The following is a 20,547-nucleotide window of genomic DNA, read 5'->3' as shown; positions in this document are numbered from 1 at the left end:
ATGATTGGGGCAGTCAGCTTCATGTGAAAACACCCTCTGCCAGTAGCTTGCACAAATATGTGAGTAACTTTCTAGTGAGTATTGTAGTTACTCACGAACTTACTCACAAATTTATCTTGTTACTCACATTTCACGTAATTGACTATGGTTAACAAAAAACCCGCTAAACTTATCATTTGCGCGGGTCTTGTTGGTGTTTCTGGGTATCTATTGGTAGATAATTGGCGGAGAGAGAGGGATTCGAACCCTCGATAAGCTTTTTGTGCCTATACTCCCTTAGCAGGGGAGCGCCTTCGACCACTCGGCCATCTCTCCGGATTTTAATGCGACAGGGTAATGCAATTGCATTAGCCTGCTAAATGTTAAGTATTATAATAAATTAGAGCGCTTGTTCCAGATCAAATGCTTTATGAAGCACTCTGACAGCTAATTCCATATACTTCTCATCAACAACGACCGATACCTTGATTTCAGAAGTAGCGATCATCTGAATGTTAATGCCTTCTTCCGCTAATACGCGAAACATTTTACTGGCAATGCCGGCGTGGGAACGCATACCGACACCCACGACAGAAACTTTTGCGATTCTATCACCTCCGAGTACATCGCGTGCACCAATATGCGGTTGAATTTTTTCTCTTAAGATATTCATCGTATTTTTGAATTCATTGCGATGAACTGTAAATGAGAAATCTGTCAAACCATCATGCCCCACGTTCTGGATGATCATGTCGACATCAATATTTGCGTCCGCGACCGGCCCTAGAATCTGATAAGCAATACCGGGGTGATCGGGGACACCTAAAACAGTAATTTTAGCTTCATCACGATTAAAAGCGATACCGGAAATGACTGCTTGCTCCATATTTTCATCTTCCTCGAAAGTGATCAGAGTGCCTTGCCCTTCATCTTCAAAACTGGATAAAACCCTCAACTTGACCTTGTATTTTCCTGCAAACTCGACCGATCTTAATTGTAGAACCTTCGAGCCAAGGCTTGCCATTTCAAGCATTTCTTCAAAAGTGATGGTATTCAGTCTTCTGGCTTCGGCGACTACCCGTGGGTCTGTCGTATAAATTCCGTCGACATCTGTATAAATTTGGCATTCATCGGCTTTCAAAGCAGCTGCCAATGCGACTCCGGTGGTGTCGGATCCTCCGCGCCCAAGCGTAGTGATACTGCCTTTTTCATCCACGCCTTGGAAGCCGGCAACGACGACGACATAACCAGCGTCCAAATCTGCTCGAATTTTGGTTTCGTCAATATTCAATATTCGCGCTTTGGTGTGTGTGCTATCCGTCAGAATTCTGACCTGTGATCCGGTATAGCTTTTTGCTTTAACATTGAGTGCTGTTAATGCCATGGACAGGAGTGCGATGGATACCTGTTCACCCGTTGAGACCATCACATCCAATTCACGCGGATCCGGGTTCTCCTGGACTTCGTGCGCCAGCGCGATCAATCGGTTTGTTTCGCCGCTCATGGCAGAAACCACAACGACAATTTGATGTCCTTGCGAATGAAATTTGGCGACCCTGCGAGCCACATTTTTTATCCGTTCGGTACTACCGACCGATGTGCCACCATATTTTTGTACGTAAAATGCCACGAATTACTGACTCACAAAGTATTGGAATAGAAAAAAGTGCGTCATTTTACACGATTCTCTAAGCGCTTTTCTAGGAAATTTGCAATAGCGACAAAATGTTCCATTGATAGATTCTCTGCGCGTAGTCCGGAATCAATACCTAGAGCACAGAAATCATCAGTATTCAGAAAATCACGCAACGTGTTACGCAGAGTTTTTCGGCGTTGTGAGAATGCCGCTGAGACCACCTGTGACAATAATACTTCATCTTGAGCATGCATCGATGATTTGGGGCGTGGAATCATTTGCACGATGGCTGACTCAACTTTGGGCGCAGGACTGAAGGATTCTGCCGGGACGCTAAAAACATGCTCCATATCAAAACGATACTGTAGCATCACGGAAAGGCGCCCATAATCGGATGTTGTCGGCATACCTACCATGCGGTCCACCACTTCTTTTTGCAGCATGAAATGCATATCGACAATGTGCTCGGAGAATTGGCTCAAATGAAACAACAACGGTGTTGAAATGTTGTAGGGCAAATTGCCGACGATGCGTAAGTTGTTGCCGAAAGCGGAAAAATCAAACTTAAGTGCATCGGTTGCATGAATGGTCAATTTTTCTTGCGAGAATTCTTTGTTGAGTCTGGCGACAATGTCGCGGTCGATTTCTACCACATCAAGATGATTAACTGCTTGCAGTAGAGGTCTTGTTAACGCGCCGAGACCCGGGCCAATTTCGATGATTCGATCATTCTTTTTCGGATAGATTGCAGCAATAATTTGAGCAATGATCTGCTGATCAATCAGGAAATTCTGACCGAAACGTTTACGCGGATTATGGCGCATTATGGAGAAACGCTGTGTGGTTCCGGGCCAATTGGATGGCCATTTCAATAGCGGCGAGTAAGCTACCCGAGTGCGCACGTCCTGTTGCGGCTAATTCCAACGCGGTGCCATGATCCACCGAAGTGCGGACAATGGGTAATCCTAATGTGACATTGATACCGCCGCCAAAACTGGCATGTTTCAGTACCGGTAACCCCTGGTCGTGATACATGGTAAAAATGCAGTCATAGTGCTTGAGTTGTGACGGATTAAACAAGGTATCTGCTGGAATGGGGCCGGTTAAATGCATTCCTTCAGCACGAAGTTTGTGGAGCACTGGAATAATGATGTCAATTTCTTCGCGCCCCAGATGACCGGATTCACCGGCATGCGGATTGAGTCCTGCCACGACGATGCGAGGTTTGTCCAACATGAAGCGCGTGACGAGATCCCCTTGGATGATGCGTAATTTACTTTCCAAGCTGTCCGCTGTGATCGCGGCTGCAACATCTTTGAGGGGTAAGTGCGTGGTGGCCAGAGTTACACGCATACCTCCGCCCACCAACATCATGACAACCGAGCTATGTGTCAATTCTGCCAAATATTCCGTGTGGCCGGTAAAAGGAATGCCTGCATCGTTAATCACTCCTTTGTGTATCGGTGCGGTGACCATGCCGTCAAATCGACCTGTTTGACAACCCTCGACCGCATGGTTGAGCATCGTCAGGACATAAGATGCATTGGCCGGATTCAATACGCCGGGTAGTGCGGGCTCGGCCAACGGAACATGCAAAACTTGCAGGCTGCCGGCTGCATGTGGACCTGGAGTCGTTGCAGAGACGTCAATGAGATCAAGTGGGAGCTTGAGTTGTTGCGCGCGCGTCAGCAACAATTCACGATTGGCAATAACCACCAACTTACATGCTAACGATTGTTGTGCAATTTGCACGCATAAGTCGGGACCAATTCCGGCAGGTTCGCCAGAAGTCAGCGCCAGTGTGGGAATGAAACTATTGCTCATCATCTAAGCGGAGCTCAACATAAGCCTGATCACGTAACTGCCGTAGCCATTCCTGCACCACAACATCCGCCTTGCGCGTGCGTATTGCTTGACGCGCCGCCTGTCTGCGCCGGTCAAGACTGACATCTTGCGAGCGGCGTTCCAAAACTTGGATAATATGCCACCCGAATTGAGATTGCACGGGTTCGCTGATTTGACCGGGCTGCAGTGCATTCATGGCTTGCTCAAAAGCAGCCACGGTATCGCCCGGTGAAAGCCAGCCGAGATCGCCGCCTGATGCGGCACTGGAATCTTCAGAATAAAGTTTTGCCAGTTCTTCAAAATTTTCTCCCCGATCAAGCCGTTCCTTGAGCTGGTTAATTTTAAGTTTGGCATCATTTTCAGAAGTCAATTCATTAATTTTAATCAGTATATGGCGCGGATGTGTTTGATCAATGATGACTGTGGGTGCTTCCTGAGTACGCCGACCGAGTAATTTGAAAATATGGAAACCGGACGGGCTTTGCACGATCTGTGTCAAATCTCCAGGTTGAAGCGATTCCAATAGTTCGGCAAATTTAGGCCCCATTTGATCAATAGGACGCCAATCGATGATTCCTCCCTTTGAAGCATCGGCGGCATCCGAGAATTCAGCCGCTACTTGGGAAAATTCCACGCCTTCTTTTAGTTTCGCGAGTGCCATTTTAGCGCGTTCGCTTCTTTGTTCCATTTGGCTCGAGTTCATGTTTTCAGTAACCAAAATCAAAATATGCGAGAGACGATATTCATCATTACCCACAGCAGATGTTTCTTGGGTGCGGAGGAAGTTATCAACTTCACCTTCTGTTACATTGACTTGGTGTTTAACTTCTCGTTCTTTCAGTCGCGCCATGATCATTTCATCACGTATTTCCTCACGGAACTTATTAAAGCTGATGCCATCTTTCTCGAGTACCGCATAAAACTCCGGCAAGGATAATTTATTTTCTTGCGCAATCCGCTGGACCGTTTCATCCACCTCGCTTTCGCCGACGGATAGTCCCACTTCTTTGGCAGACTGTAACTGGACTCGTTTTGTTACAATGGACTCAAGCACTTGGTTTTGCAAGACGTGTTGGTCGGGTAGTTGCATGCCTTGTAATTGCAGTCGATCGATGGCTACTTTGATCGCTTCATTAAGCTCTTGTCGAGTAATGACGTCCTCATTGACAATGGCCACGATATGATCAATCGGCTTGACTATCGGAATAGATTCCATTTCTTGTGCTGTGGCATAAGAAGGCATGAATACCATGAGTAGCAGCACGATGTAGGAATAGCTTCTGTTATGCATAAATGTGAGACTTGGTGAGTACAATGGGGTAGGACTAATAATCAGTGAACGCTGGTGTATCCCGGAATACTTTGCTGTAGTACTTGCAGTGGATTATTGCCGATTCCCATCAAGCCTTTTAATTCCAACTGTACAAAGACTGCGGTAGTGGTGGTTTGCGTGGCTGTTGTGAGTCGTTGCATGACAACCCGCAAGGCCCAACAACACGCGTTGTATTCAAAGCCTGCCAATCCTGCCAGGATCTTATCATCTTTCAGCGAATAATTGACCCGTGCAACGCCATGCCAATTGCCGCTGATCGGCCATTGAATTGAACTGTCCACTTGTTCCAGGACATTTCGCGTAAATCGATAGCCGAGGTTTAGTACTTTGCCCGTATCCGGTTGATAACTGATACCGCTACGCACTTTTTCAATGAACAATCTGGACTCATCCATTTGAATATTGGCATCCGTGCTGACATGAGGCGTCAAGCGCCCAGAAATAGAAGCAATAAAATCGGATTTTCCACTGGTGACCTGGGGATTAAGCGGAGTATCGGGCAGCAATACTCGAGGATCCGTAAAATTGATCCGCTGACCTATTGCAAGCCGCAAACGTTCAATACCCGTTTCCTGTTCCACAAACCGCGATGTCAGTGCGGCCATAACGCGATTAGCATCGTTAATGCGATCACCGCCGCTAAACCGATTTTCGGTCATCATTTGTGCAAAGCTGAAGTCATTTACTGCAGAGTCAAAGTTAGGTAAATAATCCTGATTTCGGTACGGTGCATAGACATAGAATAGCCGTGGTTCGAGTGTCTGGATAAACTTCCTGCCACTCAATTCCATTTGACGGTCAAATGCGATGCCGCTGTCCAGGCTGACAATAGGAATCGTGCGGTCTATATTTTCCCCTTTATGATCGACGGGTGCATTCAGACTATAATGTGTATAGTGCAAGCCGAATTTAGGTGTAATGTAACCATACTCATTACGCCATGGAGCACTGACAGTGGGATAAAGTATTGTACGATTTCCATCGACCAGCGTTGAATGATAAAAGTTTGTCCAACTGCTGTTGAGCTCAAAGTCCAATTTTCCTATATTGCGCTTAATAGCGTTCATGGAAAAGTGGGGTAATCGGTCGTAAGGAGAAACAATTTGAGCACCTGGAAATCTATCCTGAAGGGTTTGGAAACTTTGCACGAAACCGGTAAAGCTGACAGCGCCATCCGTGCCTAATCTGCCGTTATAGGTAGCTCCGCCTTGCCGCGACAGGTTGGTCAAGCTGGTCTGAGCAAGATTAGGGGTGAGTTCGCGGAAATAACGATCATCAGAAACCTGGTTGTAATTCATAAAACCTTGCCAGCCTTTGCCGAGACTTTGCGTATGTGTGTATAAGATACCCCATCGCGTTTCGTTGGTCTTGATATCCATAGGGAGGATGTCAAACAACAGGTGACCACTCATGTTGTTATTGCCGATATACCGTAATTCATTACTTAACAAGAAACCGCGTTCAGTCATGATGCGCGGCGCGACGGTGGCATCGATGTTGGGTGCAATATTTAAATAGACCGGAAGTGCCACGTCAAACCCGGTTTTTACGTTATAACCCGCAACAGGTGCCAGCAATCCCGTCTTACGTTTACCGCTATAGGAAAAATCGATCCACGGTGAATACAGTATAGGCGTGTCTTTAAACATGATGCTGACATGGCGTGCCGTACCGACTTCTTTTTTGTTATCAATTTCCAGATCTTTAGCGCGCACATACCAGTCATGATTGCCTTCAGGGCAAGTGGTGTAGTTCGCGTCTTTCAGGCGATAGTTATCCTTGCCTTCAAATAACAACAGGCTGCCTGCGCCGCGCCCTTTACCATCTTTGATATAATAACGCGGTTCAGACATGCGACCTTCTTCAGTCTGTAAGTTGAGCTCGAGGTGATTTCCTTTCAAAGTATCTTTGGGTCGATCTAAGCGAACATTTCCTTCCACTTCAGTATCCTCCGTCGTTTGGAAGTACTTCATGCGGTCGGCAGTCAAGATATTATCGCCGTGATGCAACTCTGCATTACCAGTTGCTTCTATTTCCTGTTTGTAATAGCCTGTAATGCGATCGGCCACAATAGATGTTGGTTTTCTTTGAGGCTTAATCACTGGTTTTTGTTCATTTCCCGGTTGAATAGATAATTCATTACCCGATCCTGTTAATGGGAAAATAAGTAATAATAATGAAATAAATAGGTTGCGAATGAATTGTATATTCACTATGGGATCATCAGCTTGGAAACCAGAAAACTTAAACAAAATGTACTTTTCCTATATCTACCAGTATTTCACATCGTTTGACGGGTTTGATCGCGCACGATCAATCGAATTGAAATTGACGTGAATTCGACACATGCAGGCGACAGTTGTTGAGTTGACTCAATTATCAGTACTCCGTTTTTGCCATTATAAAATCTATACTAACTGGTTGGTAAGTATTATTTATTCAAATTAATCGAGCATTGTACTATTTCTCTTAACAAGATATCTATCGAAGAAGCGCTTATGCCAAGAAAACAGACTCAAGTTGGGTATTATGAATAAACTGGCGAATTGAAGTGCTTTAAATTTATAGGTTCTATTTAAGAACCCATAATTTTCTTATTTTATGTTTGATTTAAAATCTATTTTTTCTTCGGATGGCATTCTTTCCAAGCAAATTACAGGATTCCGCACGCGTCCTCAACAATTGGAAATGGCGCAGGCAATTGCCGATACGATTGAAAAGCATCAGATGCTCGTTGCTGAAGCAGGCACCGGCACGGGGAAAACGTTGGCTTACCTGGTGCCAGCGTTGTTGGGAGGTGGCAAAGTTATTATTTCCACCGGAACAAAAACATTGCAGGATCAACTGTTTAAACGGGATATCCCCAGTGTGCGAGCGGCGCTCAAAGTACCGGTGACGGTTGCATTATTAAAAGGTCGCGCCAATTATATTTGTCATTATCATTTGGAAAGAAGTGTGCAAGATACGCACTTCAGTTTTATTAATCGAGACGAAATCCAGTATCTGCAACAAATAGAACGCTATGCCAGTATCAGCAAAAATGGCGATAAAAGCGGACTCAGCGAAGTACCTGAGAATGCTGCCATTTGGCAGCAAGTCACTTCAACGCGCGACAGTTGTTTGGGTTCGGAATGTCCCAGCTATAAAAAGTGTTTTGTGATGGAAGCGCGCAAGCAAGCCTTGATGGCAGATATCGTGGTAGTTAATCATCACTTGTTTTTTGCGGATGTCATGCTACGCGATGAAGGCTTGTCCGAGTTATTGCCTGCCTGCAATACCGTTATTTTTGATGAAGCGCATCAATTACCGGAAACGGCCAGTTTGTTTTTCGGTGAATCCATTAGCACCGGCCAGATATTGGATCTGGCGCGTGATGCCAAAGTCGAAGCCATACAGGCCGCCGGGGATTTTTTGGGACTGCCGGATGCCATTGCCGCGGTGGAAAAGGCTGCACGTGATTTGCGCTTGGCGATTGCGGTAGACAATACGCGGTTGTCGCTGGCGGCAATTAAACAGAATTCGGGGTTTTGCGACGCGTTGGACAACTTGCTGGAGAAATTGAGCAGTCTGACAAAATTGCTGGAGCATCAGGCGGAACGATCCGAGGGGTTGGAAAATTGCCGGCAGAGGGCAGCCAGCCATTTGTACCTCATACAGCGCTGGCGCGATGAAACCGAAATGCAAGACCATGTGCGTTGGATTGAAGTCTATCACCAGGCATTGCAGTTGAATGCAACGCCATTATCCATTGCCGGCATTTTTCAGAAACAAATGGTTGCATCGCCGCGTGCTTGGATTTTTACGTCAGCCACGCTATCGGTAAAAAAGAATTTCACACATTATAGTGATGAAATGGGGTTGGCTGCCGCGCAAACAGCTTGCTGGGATAGTCCCTATGATTTTGCCGAGCAAGCATTGCTGTATGTACCGACCGGATTGCCGGAGCCGCATCATAAAACCTATACCGATCATGTCGTGCAAGCAGCACTGCCGGTATTGCGCGCGAGCCGAGGGCGAGCTTTTTTTCTGTGTACGAGTCTGCGGGCGATGCAGCGTGTGTATGAGTTACTGCTCGCAGCCGATGAATTTGATTTTCCATTGCTGCTCCAAGGGCAGGGTTCGCGCTCTTATATGCTGGAGCGTTTTCGCGCATTGAATAATGCTGTCCTCATTGGCAGCCAGTCCTTCTGGGAAGGTGTGGACGTGCGCGGCGAAGCGTTGTCGTTGGTAATCATTGATAAACTGCCGTTTGCGCCGCCTGATGATCCAGTGCTGTCGGCCCGCATTGAGAAAATAAATAACGAAGGCCGCAATGCTTTTATGGAATACCAATTACCGCGTGCTGTCATCAGCTTGAAGCAAGGCGCCGGACGTTTGATTCGGGATGAAATGGATCGCGGTGTATTGATGATTTGCGATCCGCGCTTGACTACCAAAGCGTATGGTAAACAAATATGGCAAAGCTTGCCGCCGATGAAGCGCACCCGTGAATTGACGGAAGTTGAGCGTTTTTTCAGTGTTGACAATGACAAATAATCCAGTGCGGCGGTAACGAATGCAGCGGAAGCGTCACTTTGCTTAAAGGATCATGAGAGCTGACACTATGAGAAATGTATTGGTTATTTTATTGGGCATGACAATTTTTATATGCAACGGTCATGCCGGTGCCGATAGGCTGCCGTTCGTTGCCAATGAACACACATTAAAAAAAGAACAGACCGCCGCCAAGCTCAATGACATTATTAAAAGTATCAAACTGCAGAAAGTGGAAGTCGATGCAAAATTAGAATCCTTGATGAAAGCAAAAACTGAGCAGGAAAAAGCTAGGCTTCAGGCGGAATTGAATGAAATAGGCGATGCCATTGTTGAACAGGAATCTTCATTCGAAATGATACTGACTGCCGGTTTTGAACTCAATAAAGAGGATGTTGCGGAAAAAAAAGACTTCGATTGGCAGAGGGATTTGCTTGAAATTGTACAACCGATCATGAGCGAGCTGCGTCAATTGACAGAAAACAAACGCAAGCTGGACAATTTGTACAAAAAGATTGCTTTTTATGAATCCCAAATCAGGGACATTGACGAAGTACTTACGCACCTCACGAAAATTAACAAACAAGGCTTTGAGAAGGATGCGCTGATTGAATTTGAGCGTATTGACAAAAAATGGAAAGATCAGCAAGAAGACACTAAACACCTGCTGGAAGTTGCACGGCTACAACTCGATGAAATGATTAAATCTCAGTCTGCCAAGGAAATTTCAATGAGTGAACATGCCCGACAATTTGCAGCCGGGCGGGGTGCTACATTATTGATGGCGTTAGCAGCCTTCGTCGCAGTGTATGCTTCGATGCTGTTGTTGCTGAGGCTCTTGAAATGGATCGGTAATCGCAAGAGGGTGGGGAAAAGCACCTACTACCAGCGCATTATTACACTTTCCTATCATTTCTTGATGGGGATATTGGCGATCACGGCTATGTTTTATGTGCTGAGTGTGCGTGATGATCAAGTACTGATTGGTATTACAGTATTACTGCTGTTGAGTATCATTTGGCTACTTAAAAGCTCTATCCCAAGTTATATCAATGAATTAAGAGTATTGCTCAATGCCGGTCCGGTGAGGGAAGGCGAATGCATCCTATACAATGGCATTCCCATGCAGATCGAGAGCCTGAATTACTACACCAAACTGATTAATCCGATACTCCCCGAATTAGAACTACGCTTGACATTGGCGGAATTAGCTCATTATGTTTCCCGGCCATTTTCAGATAATGAGCCTTGGTTTCCATGCAAAGTAGGGGACTACGTCATGCTTTCGGACGATGTTTATGACATGGTTAAATGTATTACACTGGAGCATGTTGTATTATCTTTATCTGATGGTACCATGCCAAGAACGTTTACCATTACCGATTTTTTGGCGGCTAAACCGAGAAATTATTCGCAGGGATTTGTTGCGGTAGCTGATTTTGGCATTGATTATAAATACCAGGCAAACTGTATCACCGATGTGCCTGACATAATGCGCGAAGGAATCAGGCGCGGATTACTGCAGGAAACCTATGGTACTTCACTCAAAGATGTGTCAGTCCACTTTACCAAAGCCAACACTTCTTCGCTGGATTATAAAATCATCGCCACCTTTGACGGTGCGGCAGCTGGTGAGCTCTACTCGATTACGAGTGCCTTGCAGCGCTATGCCGTTGAAGTTTGTAATCGACAGCAATGGACGATACCGTTTGCACAATTAGTGATTCATGGCGGGAAAGATTAAACTACATGATATAGGTATAAAAATATCAATAAAGGGAGAATATGCAACCTATCACTATGGCCGTCGTTGAGATTGGTCAGGATCAGCAGGTGCCGGTTGGCGAGTTATTGCGACATAAAGAAACGGCTGTAGAGTTACTCACTGATACGCGATCGGATCGTGCTTATACGGTAGAGCGAAGACAGATGCCGCGTGATGGTATTACGCCGGTTGAGAACGCCATCGCCAGGATAAAGCGCCTGAATCCACACATTTTATTGGTTAATGCCAATAAATTATTGGATGAATATTGTGATTTGTTGCTTGCTTTACAGTATCAGTGTCCAAATACACAAGCAATTTTAGTCGTCAATGAGCCGATCGAAGAGGACTATCTCCTGAAAGCACTCACCTGTGGTGCTCGGGGGGTCATCACGAATAATCTGGATTCGCTCGATTTCTCTAAAGTGGCCATGGCGGTTCATCGCGGCGAAGCCTGGCTGTCACGTAAGATGACTGGGAAAATCATGCATCAGATCGTTTCAGCAGCACAGCGCGATTCTTCCGAGGCCAATCTTGATTCTCTTAGCTAGCGCTAACAAGGAAATTCTACTGCGCTGGGAGCAAGGCTTGTTCGGTTTTTCTGCTGTGTACACCACGCATGGCTTTATGTCGCTGACTAAAAAAATAACCAAACTGCAACCTGAAATATTGTTTCTTGATTATGAATTACCGGGTTTGAAACATCAGCGCTCCATCGCGGAATTGGTAACGCTAGGGAGAGAAACCAGAATTGTGGTATTTGGCCCGGAATTATCCGATGAGATTGAGTGGAGACTATTTAAGACAGGTATCAAAGGGTGTTGCTTGCGTACGATGCAGCCTGAGCGCATCAAACGTGTTGCTGATGCGATCCTGCAGGGAGAATTGTGGATTCGCCGCACGCTGACTAACCAAATATTGAATGAACTGGTCAAAGTGACCTATGAAAAAGATCGAATTAAGCGAGTCATTCATGATTCGCTGGAGGGTCTCACGCATCGTGAGTATGAAATTGCCATGCTGGTTCGGCGCGGAGAAAGTAATAAGAGAATTGCGCAGCAATTGGGCATTACCGAACGAACCGTCAAAGCACACTTAACAGAAGTTTTTCGTAAATTGCATGTTTCAGATCGGATCAAGCTGGCACTGATTATGAAGGATGCCATCAAGTCGCTATAGCGATCAAAAATAAATGACGAGGCATTGATTCCGTTCGAATTGATCCGATCAGCCGACTCACAGCCTACCAAAGTTTAAATCCATTAGCGTTCTATTTCCTGCTGTTTGGCGGAATTCTCTATTTCCTTTGTTCTCATAGTCTTGCTTGCTATTTTTATATGCGGATACTCAAGGGACGCTCAATTCAACTATCGATTGCGATATAGCCAAGATCAGCCCCGTTTTCCTTTTTTCTGAGTCTCGTGAGTTTTATCACATTATTTTTTCAGTAGAAAATTTAAGCTACACGCAGAATCAAACAGCTATTCATGGCTGAGATTGTTGCTGACAAATACCCGATAAAACCAAAGGAAAACGATATGCACACCACTATTATTGATTGTAAAGATCGATATTGTATTATTGGCGCAGGCCCCTCCGGGTTAGCGCAAGCGCGAGCTTTTCTAGCACTTGGCTTACCATTTGATGTTTTTGAACGCCATACGGATATTGGGGGACTCTGGGATATTCAGAATCCCGGCACACCGGTGTATGAAAATACACACTTTGTTTCTTCAAGAACAGAGTCCGGTTTCATGGATTTCCCATTTCCACCCGGAGCTGCCTTTCCTAAGCGCAATGAAATTATCGCGTATTTGCATGCTTTTGCAGATGCTTATGATCTGAGAAGACATATTAATTTTTCAAGCGAAGTTGAGAAAGTTGAACCCAAAGATGGTTTCTGGTTAGTGACGGTACAAAATCAAACACGAATTTATCGCGGTGTGATTTGTGCTTCCGGAATGCATTGGGAACCCAGTTTTCCCGAAATCCCAGGAACGTTTGCTGGTTGGCAGCGCCATTCTAAGGATTATTCCAGTCCTGATGAATTTAAGAACCAGCGTGTTTTGATCATGGGTGCTGGTAACTCGGGTTGCGATATTGCGACTGAAGCAGCGAGAAACGCGAAAGCAGCCTACATCAGTATGCGCAGGGGCTATCATTTTCTTCCTAAAATAATGTTTGGTAAGCCCGCAGACATTTATGAACGTGAGAATGCGTGGATGCCTTTCCGTTTTAGGCAATGGGTATTTGGCCATATGCTGAACGCCCTGCTGGGTGACCTTACACAGTATGGATTACAAAAACCGATGCATCGTGTACTTGAGTCGCAGCCAATTATGAACTCAGATATCCTTTCGTGCATTGCACATGGCGACTTACAGCCTAAACCGGATATTCAGAGGTTTGATGGCTCAACCGTCTATTTCGTTGATGGATCATCGATAGAAGTTGATCAAATAGTCTTCGCCACCGGTTATAAAGCATCCTTTCCTTATCTTGATGCGGAACATATTGAATGGGCGGGTCATGGTGTAGGGCATTTTATGACCTGTTTTTCCCGCAAGCATCCAAATTTATTTACGCTGGGATTTTATGAAGGCAATGCGGCAGTATTTCCTCATCTGGAGTTATTTGCCTCAATGGTGGCTCGCTACCTCCTGAGTCAGCAGCAACAAACTGGGCAAGACAAGCGCTTACGTGAGATTGCAGAAAAAGAGCAGGGAGATTTAAGGGGACCGATACACATGATCGATTCTCCCAGACATGCTTACTACTGCGATTGGCTGACATTCCGGAAACGTGCGCATAAGTTGTATCGAGAGTTAGGTTGGCCTATGCCGACTGCAAAGGACTTTACTACATTAAGAAATCCTCCAGATTTGCAACCAAGAATCGCTTCACAGCACGCGTAGCGCATTTCGCTGATTTACCCGTGGGTTACACAATCAAGTAAGTCTCAAGCAGCATTTGACAAATGATCAACACTTTATCTTTCCAGGGAGCATATAGCATGAGAAAAAAGAAACTAAAAATCAGTAATAATGAGACTTACGAACCGATTGCGCTGGTCGGGATTGGTTGTCGCTTCCCGGGAGGATCGCATGATCCGGAAAGCTTCTGGAATTTGTTGGTTACGGGAAGCGATGCCATTGTGGATATTCCGCCGGAACGTTGGAATCTACGGCGTTTTTATGATGCTGACCAGAATAAGCCTGGGAAAATGTATGTCAAACAAGGAGGATTCCTGCAGCAGCGTGTCGATGAGTTCGATGCATTATTTTTTGGGATTACGCCACGTGAAGCCGAGTGTATCGATCCACAGCAACGTCTGCTATTAGAGACCAGTTGGGAAGCCTTGGAAGATGCCGGCATCCCTCATGAATCGGTGGTCGGTTCAAATACCGGTGTTTTTGTTGGGGCGTTCACCCTGGATCATAAGCTGACCCAGATGGGTAAAATGAATCGCGATCTGATCGGCACGCATACCGCGATCGGTTCGACCATGACCATACTGTCCAATCGCATTTCTTATATTTTGGATCTGCACGGTCCCAGCATGAGTGTGGATACCGCTTGTTCTTCTTCTTTGGTCGCATTACATCTGGCCAGTCAGGCAATCTGGAGTGGTGAGTGTAATTTGGCACTGGCGGGCGGCGTCAATGTCATGATGCGCCCGGAATACCCGATTGCCATGTGCAAAGGCGGGTTTCTTGCGCCGGATGGACGCAGCAAGAGTTTTGATGCGAGCGCTAATGGTTATGGTCGTGGCGAAGGTGCGGGGGTGGTTGTGCTAAAACCTTTATCAGCCGCTCTGAAAGATGGCGATTCCATTTATGCGCTGGTACGGGGCACGGGTGTCAATCAGGATGGCAGGACCAACGGGATCACTGTTCCCAATCCGGTTTCACAAACTGCATTGATTCGTTCCGTGTGTACCAAGTACGGTGTCGATGCCAGCGATATCAGCTACTTTGAAGCGCATGGTACCGGAACACCCGTGGGCGATCCGCTTGAAGCTAAGGCACTGGGCGAAGTGATTGATTCAACGGCTAAGCGTGCTAAAGCGTGCCTGATGGGTTCTGTCAAAGGCGCTATCGGGCACTTGGAAGCTGCTGCCGGTATTGCAGGGATCATTAAAACATCGCTGTGCTTAGCGCATCGCCAGGTACCGCCTCAGGCCAATCTGGAAACGCCGAATCCCAATATTCCTTTTGATGAATTGGGTTTGCGCTTGCCAATAAAACTGGAATCCCTGGCTTCCACTTCCCAACAGATTTATGCCGGCGTTAATTCATTCGGGTATGGCGGAACAAACGCTCATGTAGTTCTGGAAAATGCACCGCCATTGCCCAAGTTGCTGCGCGAAGACGATATGTCCGGCGCGGTGTACCTGCTGCCATTATCAGCGCGCAGTGAGTCGGCGCTCACTGACTTAGCCAAAGCCTGGCTTGCCAAGTTTCCTGCAGACTATCCGGGCGCATTAAAAGATTTGTGTTATTCAGCAGCATGCCGCCGCGGTCATCATGATTATCGATTGGCAATCATGGGTGATTCATGGAAAGCCATGCATGAAAAACTGACCGCTTTTGTAGCTGGGCAACCGGATTCTGGCTGGGTATCCGGTAAGGCCGACAGCAAGGCATCGTCAAAGCCGGTATTCGTGTATACAGGTATGGGGCCGCAATGGTGGGCGATGGGACGGGAATTGTATGAACATAATGCTATTTATCGTAAAGCCGTCGAAGCATGCGATGCGATTTTTCGTGATTTATCGGGCTGGTCTATTCTTGACGAGATGTTAGCGGATGAGAAAGATTCAAAAATAACCGTGACTGAAATCGCTCAACCCGCTAACTTTATGATTCAGGTTGGGTTAACCGCCATGTGGCGTGCTCAGGGTATTGAACCGGGTGCTATTGTCGGGCATAGCGTCGGTGAGATCAGCGCCGCCTATGCTGCGGGCGTGCTCAGCCTGGAAGATGCAGTCAAGGTGAGCTATGAACGCAGCCGCATCCTGAAAAAAGCAGCCGGCTCTGGAAAGATGTTGGCGGTTGGCGTGAGTATGGAAAAGTGCATCGAATTGCTGGCTACTTTGACTCAAGACAATGTTTCCATTGCTGCGGTCAACGGTCCTTCAATGGTAACGCTCTCAGGCGATGGCGATGCACTGGAAAAGATATCAGCGCATTTAACGGAGCAAGGAGAATTCAATCGTTTCCTGCAAGTTGAGATGGCTTATCACAGCATGTTTCTGGAACATCTCAAGCCGGAAATCAGAGCCAGCCTGGCAGATCTGCATCCTGTCATGCCGCTGGTGCCGTTGTATTCGACAGTAACCGGCGAGCTCACCGATACCGTGAGCTATGATGCCGAGTACTGGTGCGATAACATTCGTGAGCCGGTTTATTTTGCGCAAGCCATGGCGAGCTTGTTGCGGGACGGCCATCGCGTTTTTCTTGAGATCGGTCCGCACCCTGTATTATCGAGTGCGATCAAGGAGTGTTGTCAGCAACAAAATATCAAACCGCAGACGTTTGCTTCGTTACGCCGCGAACAACCTGAGCAGCATACTTTTAATATGGCGCTGGCCGGGCTTTATACCGCGGCTTGTCAAATCGACTGGCAGCATTTGTATCCCAGTGATTCTGTTTACATCAAATTGCCTACGTATCCTTGGCAACGAGAAACTTATTGGCACGAGGATGAGGATTCGATCACCGATCGCACTGGCATACCGTTGCATCCACTATTGGATCGCCGTTTATCTGGCCCGCGACCTGTATGGCAAAGTGCGGTGAATCGTCAATTTCTACCTTTTTTAGACGATCATCAAGTGGATGGGCTGGTGGTTATGCCGGGCGCGGCTTATGTGGAAGCTGCATTGGCTGCCCATCATCAAGTGACCGGAAATACCGCGTGTGTGATCGAGCAATTACATTTTCATCAAGCACTGGTGTTGAATGATCATCAGGGCGAGCCTTCGATTCATGTCAGTTTTGATCAGGAAAGCGGCCAATATGCTTTTCATAGCCATCAGCAGGATACCGCTACGAATTGGAATATGCATGCTTCGGCTAAAATCGTATCGGCAGCACCCACTGAATCGGCCCGCATCGAACGTCACGATATTGAACACCGCTGCTCCGAAAAGATGAATGTCGGCGATTTGTATGCTGAGCTCAAGGAGCGTGGTTTGTTTTACGGTCCTTATTTCCAAACCATTCAACAACTGCAACGTTGCCAAGGCGAAGTGTTGGCGCGCATCGAACTGCATGCTGATTTAATCAATGAAAATACGGATTATTTACTGCACCCCAGTTTACTGGATGGCTGTTTCCAATCTCTGATCGCGGCAATCAGCGACGATGATAGTTTTTACATGCCGGTTGTCATCAAGCGTATTAGCTATCATGTAAAACCGGGAAATGCGTTCTGGTGTCACGGCAAGCTCACTCAAGTCAATGAACATGCGATTGAAGGTGATTTAAGATTATTTGACGATCTGGGCAATCTGCTGGTTGAAGTCGCTGGTTTACGCTGCCGTGCTTTGACAACGGAAAAGAAAGATCCAATCGAACAATTAGCAGAATGGGCCTATGCATGGCAATGGCAGCAAAAGCCGTTACAACCGCAAGGTAAGCGCACAGGTTGTTGGCTGGTGTTCACTGATAACAGCGATATTAGCGGATCCTTATGCCAGGCATTGGAAAGTAACGGCAATCAGGTAATACGCATAGCCATCGATGAAGTGTATCAGCAGGAGTGCGAGCATATGCAACCATTCAATGCCGATGAGCTTGAGTATCTGGAAAAAGTGATGAAAAAAGTCAAGGAAAAATCATTGAGTTGTGTGGGTGTGTCTTATCTATGGGGATTATCCACGGCTTCTCAGGATGATCCTGTCGGTATCGCGCAAACCAGCGTGGCACTTCAAGTCATGCAACTGCTGGGTAAGGTATTCACCACCCATGCGCCGCGGTTGTATATGGTCACCCAAGGTACGCAACCTGTGATGGCTAACAGTGATATTCAAGACGTCGCACTCACATCGCTGACTGGGTTGGCTCGCGTTGCATTCAATGAATACCCGCTATTCCGCTGTACGCAAGTGGACTTGGATCCGGTCAATCCGCTGGAGCAGATACGCATGCTGGTGAAAGAGCTGGTGTCGGATGATCGGGAAGATGATGTGGCGTTACGTGGGACCAATCGATTGGTACATCGCTGGGAACGCTATCGCGTTGAATCTGTAGTCCATGACGCAGCGATTTCATACCGCGGCGAAGATGTCGAAGCGTTTCAGCTTAAATGGAAAAAGCATCCGGAATTTTGTTTAATGCCGGCACCCATGCCACAAGCCGATGAAGTGACCATTGCCGTGGAATGCATCAACTTAACCGATTGTCGGTTCTCTGAAGCTGAAGACAATACGCCACACGGCTACTTTGCAGTGGGCGTCATCGACAAAATCGGCAGCAACGTGACCGACCGGTGCCCGGGAGATCTGGTGATGGTGGCGACTACCGGAAATATTGCATCGCATATTGTCAGCCCGGCTAATTGCGTTTTTTCAGTCGATTATTTACCGCTTACTCATGAACAGATCGCCGCGTTGGCAACCACACTGATTCCTACGTATTATGCGTTGAATTATATTGCCCGTGTGGTGCCTGGAGAGGCGGTATTGATTGATGCTGAATTAGGCACTACGGCTTTGGGGGCACGCGATATTACAAAGTATTTAGGTGCATTTCCTATTTTCTATCATGGTCATGATATCGAGCAACAAGAGGGTGAGCAAAGCGTAGTTTCGGTGCGCGCCTGGATTCATGGTGCAAGTACTGATAAGCCTGAGGGATTGGATGGTTTATTGGCACCGGATACGCATGAAATCGCACTCACACACACCAATGCGGACAATGTGTCAGGTCATGCATTCAGTAGCAGCTTTACTCATGTGGATGCGCTGAAACTTGCATTGACCGCGCCGGGACTGTTTGAACAGTTGTTACAGGTGGTTGCGCGATTGCTTGCGACGCATCAGATTTCCGGCATTCCTTCAACAAAATCATTAGCACCTGAAGAAGGTTTTGCACGATTGGCGGATCACAATCAAGTTACGCAGGATACACAAATCTTATCTCTCAAAGATAAAGCGGCAATTGTGGTGACGGATAAGCAGAAACGCCCGGCGCTTTTTGACGCACAGGCTGCTTACTTGATCACCGGTGGATTCGGTGGCTTTGGTCTGGAAGCGGCAAAATGGATGGCAAAACATGGCGCAAAGAATTTGATTCTGGTCAGTCGACGCGGTGCTGTCGATAGCGCTGCACAGGCAGTACTGACGATGTTGGCGGAAAATGACGTACACGTGCTGTCCATCGCCGCAGATCTTACGGATAAAGCGCAAGTACAAGCGATGTTCGATCAGATTGCAACCCAAGGAGCGCCATTAAAAGGCATCTTGCACACGGCTGCAGTGCTGGATGATGCACCCATTGCTGAACTGAATCCCGAACGCGTAGCCCATGTCATGCGGGCCAAAGCATTGAGTGCCTGGCACCTACACCAATTCACGCAGCATCACGCATTGGATTTCTTTGTATTATTTTCATCGGTTTCCGGAATTATTGGCAATGCTCGCCAAGCCAATTATTCTGCCGCCAATGCGTTCTTGGATGCGCTGGCAGCCAAACGCAGATCTGCCGGGCTGGCCGGTACCAGTATTAACTGGGGCGCCATTGCAACAGGCATGGCGGTGAATAGTGAAGAAGTGAAAAAGCATTTGGATCTGATGGGTATGTACATGCTGACCGCCAATCAAGCGCTGGATTCATGGGCGCATATGTTGAATGTTGCGTTGCCGCAATATGGTCTGATGAATTGTGATTGGGAGAAATGGCAGGCGTTTGAACCGACGGGAGGCAATTCTCCCAGGTTTGCAAGCCTGGTAAAAAGCTCCGGCCAGAAACAACAAGCGTCACTGACACCCATATGTGCAGAGATCAGCCAGCTGCCGGAAGATCAGCGCCGCGCGGCCATGTGCCATGCGCTAACCGAGCAGATTGCAAGCGTTCTGCGCATACCGGCGGAAAGAATCGACATGGAACAGTCATTGATGCAAATGGGGGTCGATTCGCTGATGTCCGCAGAATTACAGGCAGTCATCAATAAAACCTTCGGCGTTAGGATTTCTACCCTGGAATTCATGCGCAGCCCTAATTTAGGGTATTTGGCCGACATGCTCATGGACAAAGCGATTGTGTCGGTTGCGTCGCCAGCTTCAGAAACGATCATCCAGGAAAATTCAGTGATTGATCGTATGTCCGAGGCGGATGTCGATTTATTACTCAAGCAGTTACTGGCACAAGCTGCTGGTGTGACGGCAGGCGTCAGTAGAGGAGCTGTGGGCGGTTAGTCAAATACACTACCGGCGAGGTCGAATAAAGCAAG

11 protein-coding genes and 1 tRNA gene are annotated in these 20,547 nt (G+C 47.0%); 6 read left to right on the top strand and 6 right to left on the bottom strand.

Annotated elements, in window-relative coordinates:
* Positions 1-222 precede the first annotated feature (222 nt).
* The 6 genes from C8R34_RS13070 to C8R34_RS13045 all read right to left on the bottom strand — a co-directional run bounded on the left by C8R34_RS13070 (position 223) and on the right by C8R34_RS13045 (position 7,006).
* A tRNA-Ser gene (locus tag C8R34_RS13070) sits at positions 223-315 on the bottom strand.
* A gap of 64 nt (positions 316-379) precedes the next feature.
* Positions 380-1,609: an aspartate kinase gene (locus tag C8R34_RS13065; RefSeq protein ID WP_110341315.1), complete on the bottom strand. Its 1,230-nt coding sequence runs from the start codon at positions 1,607-1,609 to the stop codon at positions 380-382.
* A gap of 41 nt (positions 1,610-1,650) precedes the next feature.
* Positions 1,651-2,439, bottom strand: coding sequence for a 16S rRNA (adenine(1518)-N(6)/adenine(1519)-N(6))-dimethyltransferase RsmA (gene rsmA, locus C8R34_RS13060; protein ID WP_181415503.1), 789 nt, complete (start codon positions 2,437-2,439; stop codon positions 1,651-1,653).
* The gene (gene pdxA, locus C8R34_RS13055) at positions 2,429-3,439 is read right to left on the bottom strand and encodes a 4-hydroxythreonine-4-phosphate dehydrogenase PdxA (protein WP_110341321.1); all 1,011 of its coding nucleotides are present in this window, start codon (positions 3,437-3,439) and stop codon (positions 2,429-2,431) included. Before pdxA ends, rsmA begins: the two co-directional genes overlap by 11 nt.
* Positions 3,429-4,751, bottom strand: coding sequence for a peptidylprolyl isomerase (locus C8R34_RS13050; RefSeq protein WP_110341313.1), 1,323 nt, complete (start codon positions 4,749-4,751; stop codon positions 3,429-3,431). The genes pdxA and C8R34_RS13050 overlap by 11 nt, the downstream gene beginning before the upstream one ends.
* 41 nt (positions 4,752-4,792) lie before the next feature.
* A complete protein-coding gene (locus C8R34_RS13045; protein WP_258364501.1) occupies positions 4,793-7,006 on the bottom strand; it encodes an LPS-assembly protein LptD in 2,214 nt (737 codons plus the stop codon).
* Between the two features lie 388 nt (positions 7,007-7,394).
* On the opposite strand from C8R34_RS13045, the gene C8R34_RS13040 reads away from it, so the two are divergent.
* The 6 genes from C8R34_RS13040 (at position 7,395) to C8R34_RS13015 (ending at position 20,512) form a co-directional block, all read left to right on the top strand.
* Positions 7,395-9,329: an ATP-dependent DNA helicase gene (locus C8R34_RS13040; RefSeq protein WP_110341309.1), complete on the top strand. Its 1,935-nt coding sequence runs from the start codon at positions 7,395-7,397 to the stop codon at positions 9,327-9,329.
* Positions 9,330-9,381: 52 nt separating this feature from the next.
* Entirely contained in the window at positions 9,382-11,070 is a 1,689-nt protein-coding gene (locus C8R34_RS13035) for a hypothetical protein (RefSeq protein ID WP_132467105.1), read from the top strand.
* Between the two features lie 41 nt (positions 11,071-11,111).
* The gene (locus C8R34_RS13030) at positions 11,112-11,642 is read left to right on the top strand and encodes a response regulator transcription factor (protein WP_132467104.1); all 531 of its coding nucleotides are present in this window, start codon (positions 11,112-11,114) and stop codon (positions 11,640-11,642) included.
* Positions 11,626-12,270, top strand: a complete 645-nt coding sequence (locus tag C8R34_RS13025) for a response regulator transcription factor (RefSeq protein ID WP_110341303.1) — start codon at positions 11,626-11,628, stop codon at positions 12,268-12,270. The genes C8R34_RS13030 and C8R34_RS13025 overlap by 17 nt, the downstream gene beginning before the upstream one ends.
* A gap of 359 nt (positions 12,271-12,629) precedes the next feature.
* Entirely contained in the window at positions 12,630-14,006 is a 1,377-nt protein-coding gene (locus C8R34_RS13020; protein WP_165872573.1) for an NAD(P)/FAD-dependent oxidoreductase, read from the top strand.
* Positions 14,007-14,104: 98 nt separating this feature from the next.
* A complete protein-coding gene (locus tag C8R34_RS13015) occupies positions 14,105-20,512 on the top strand; it encodes a type I polyketide synthase (protein WP_165872572.1) in 6,408 nt (2,135 codons plus the stop codon).
* Positions 20,513-20,547: the final 35 nt, after the last annotated feature.

Origin of the sequence: Nitrosomonas sp. Nm84 (genome assembly GCF_003201565.1) — a bacterium.
Classification (GTDB): Bacteria; Pseudomonadota; Gammaproteobacteria; order Burkholderiales; family Nitrosomonadaceae; genus Nitrosomonas.
Note: the sequence above shows the minus strand (reverse complement) of the source record. Positions and strands in the feature narration are given on the sequence as shown.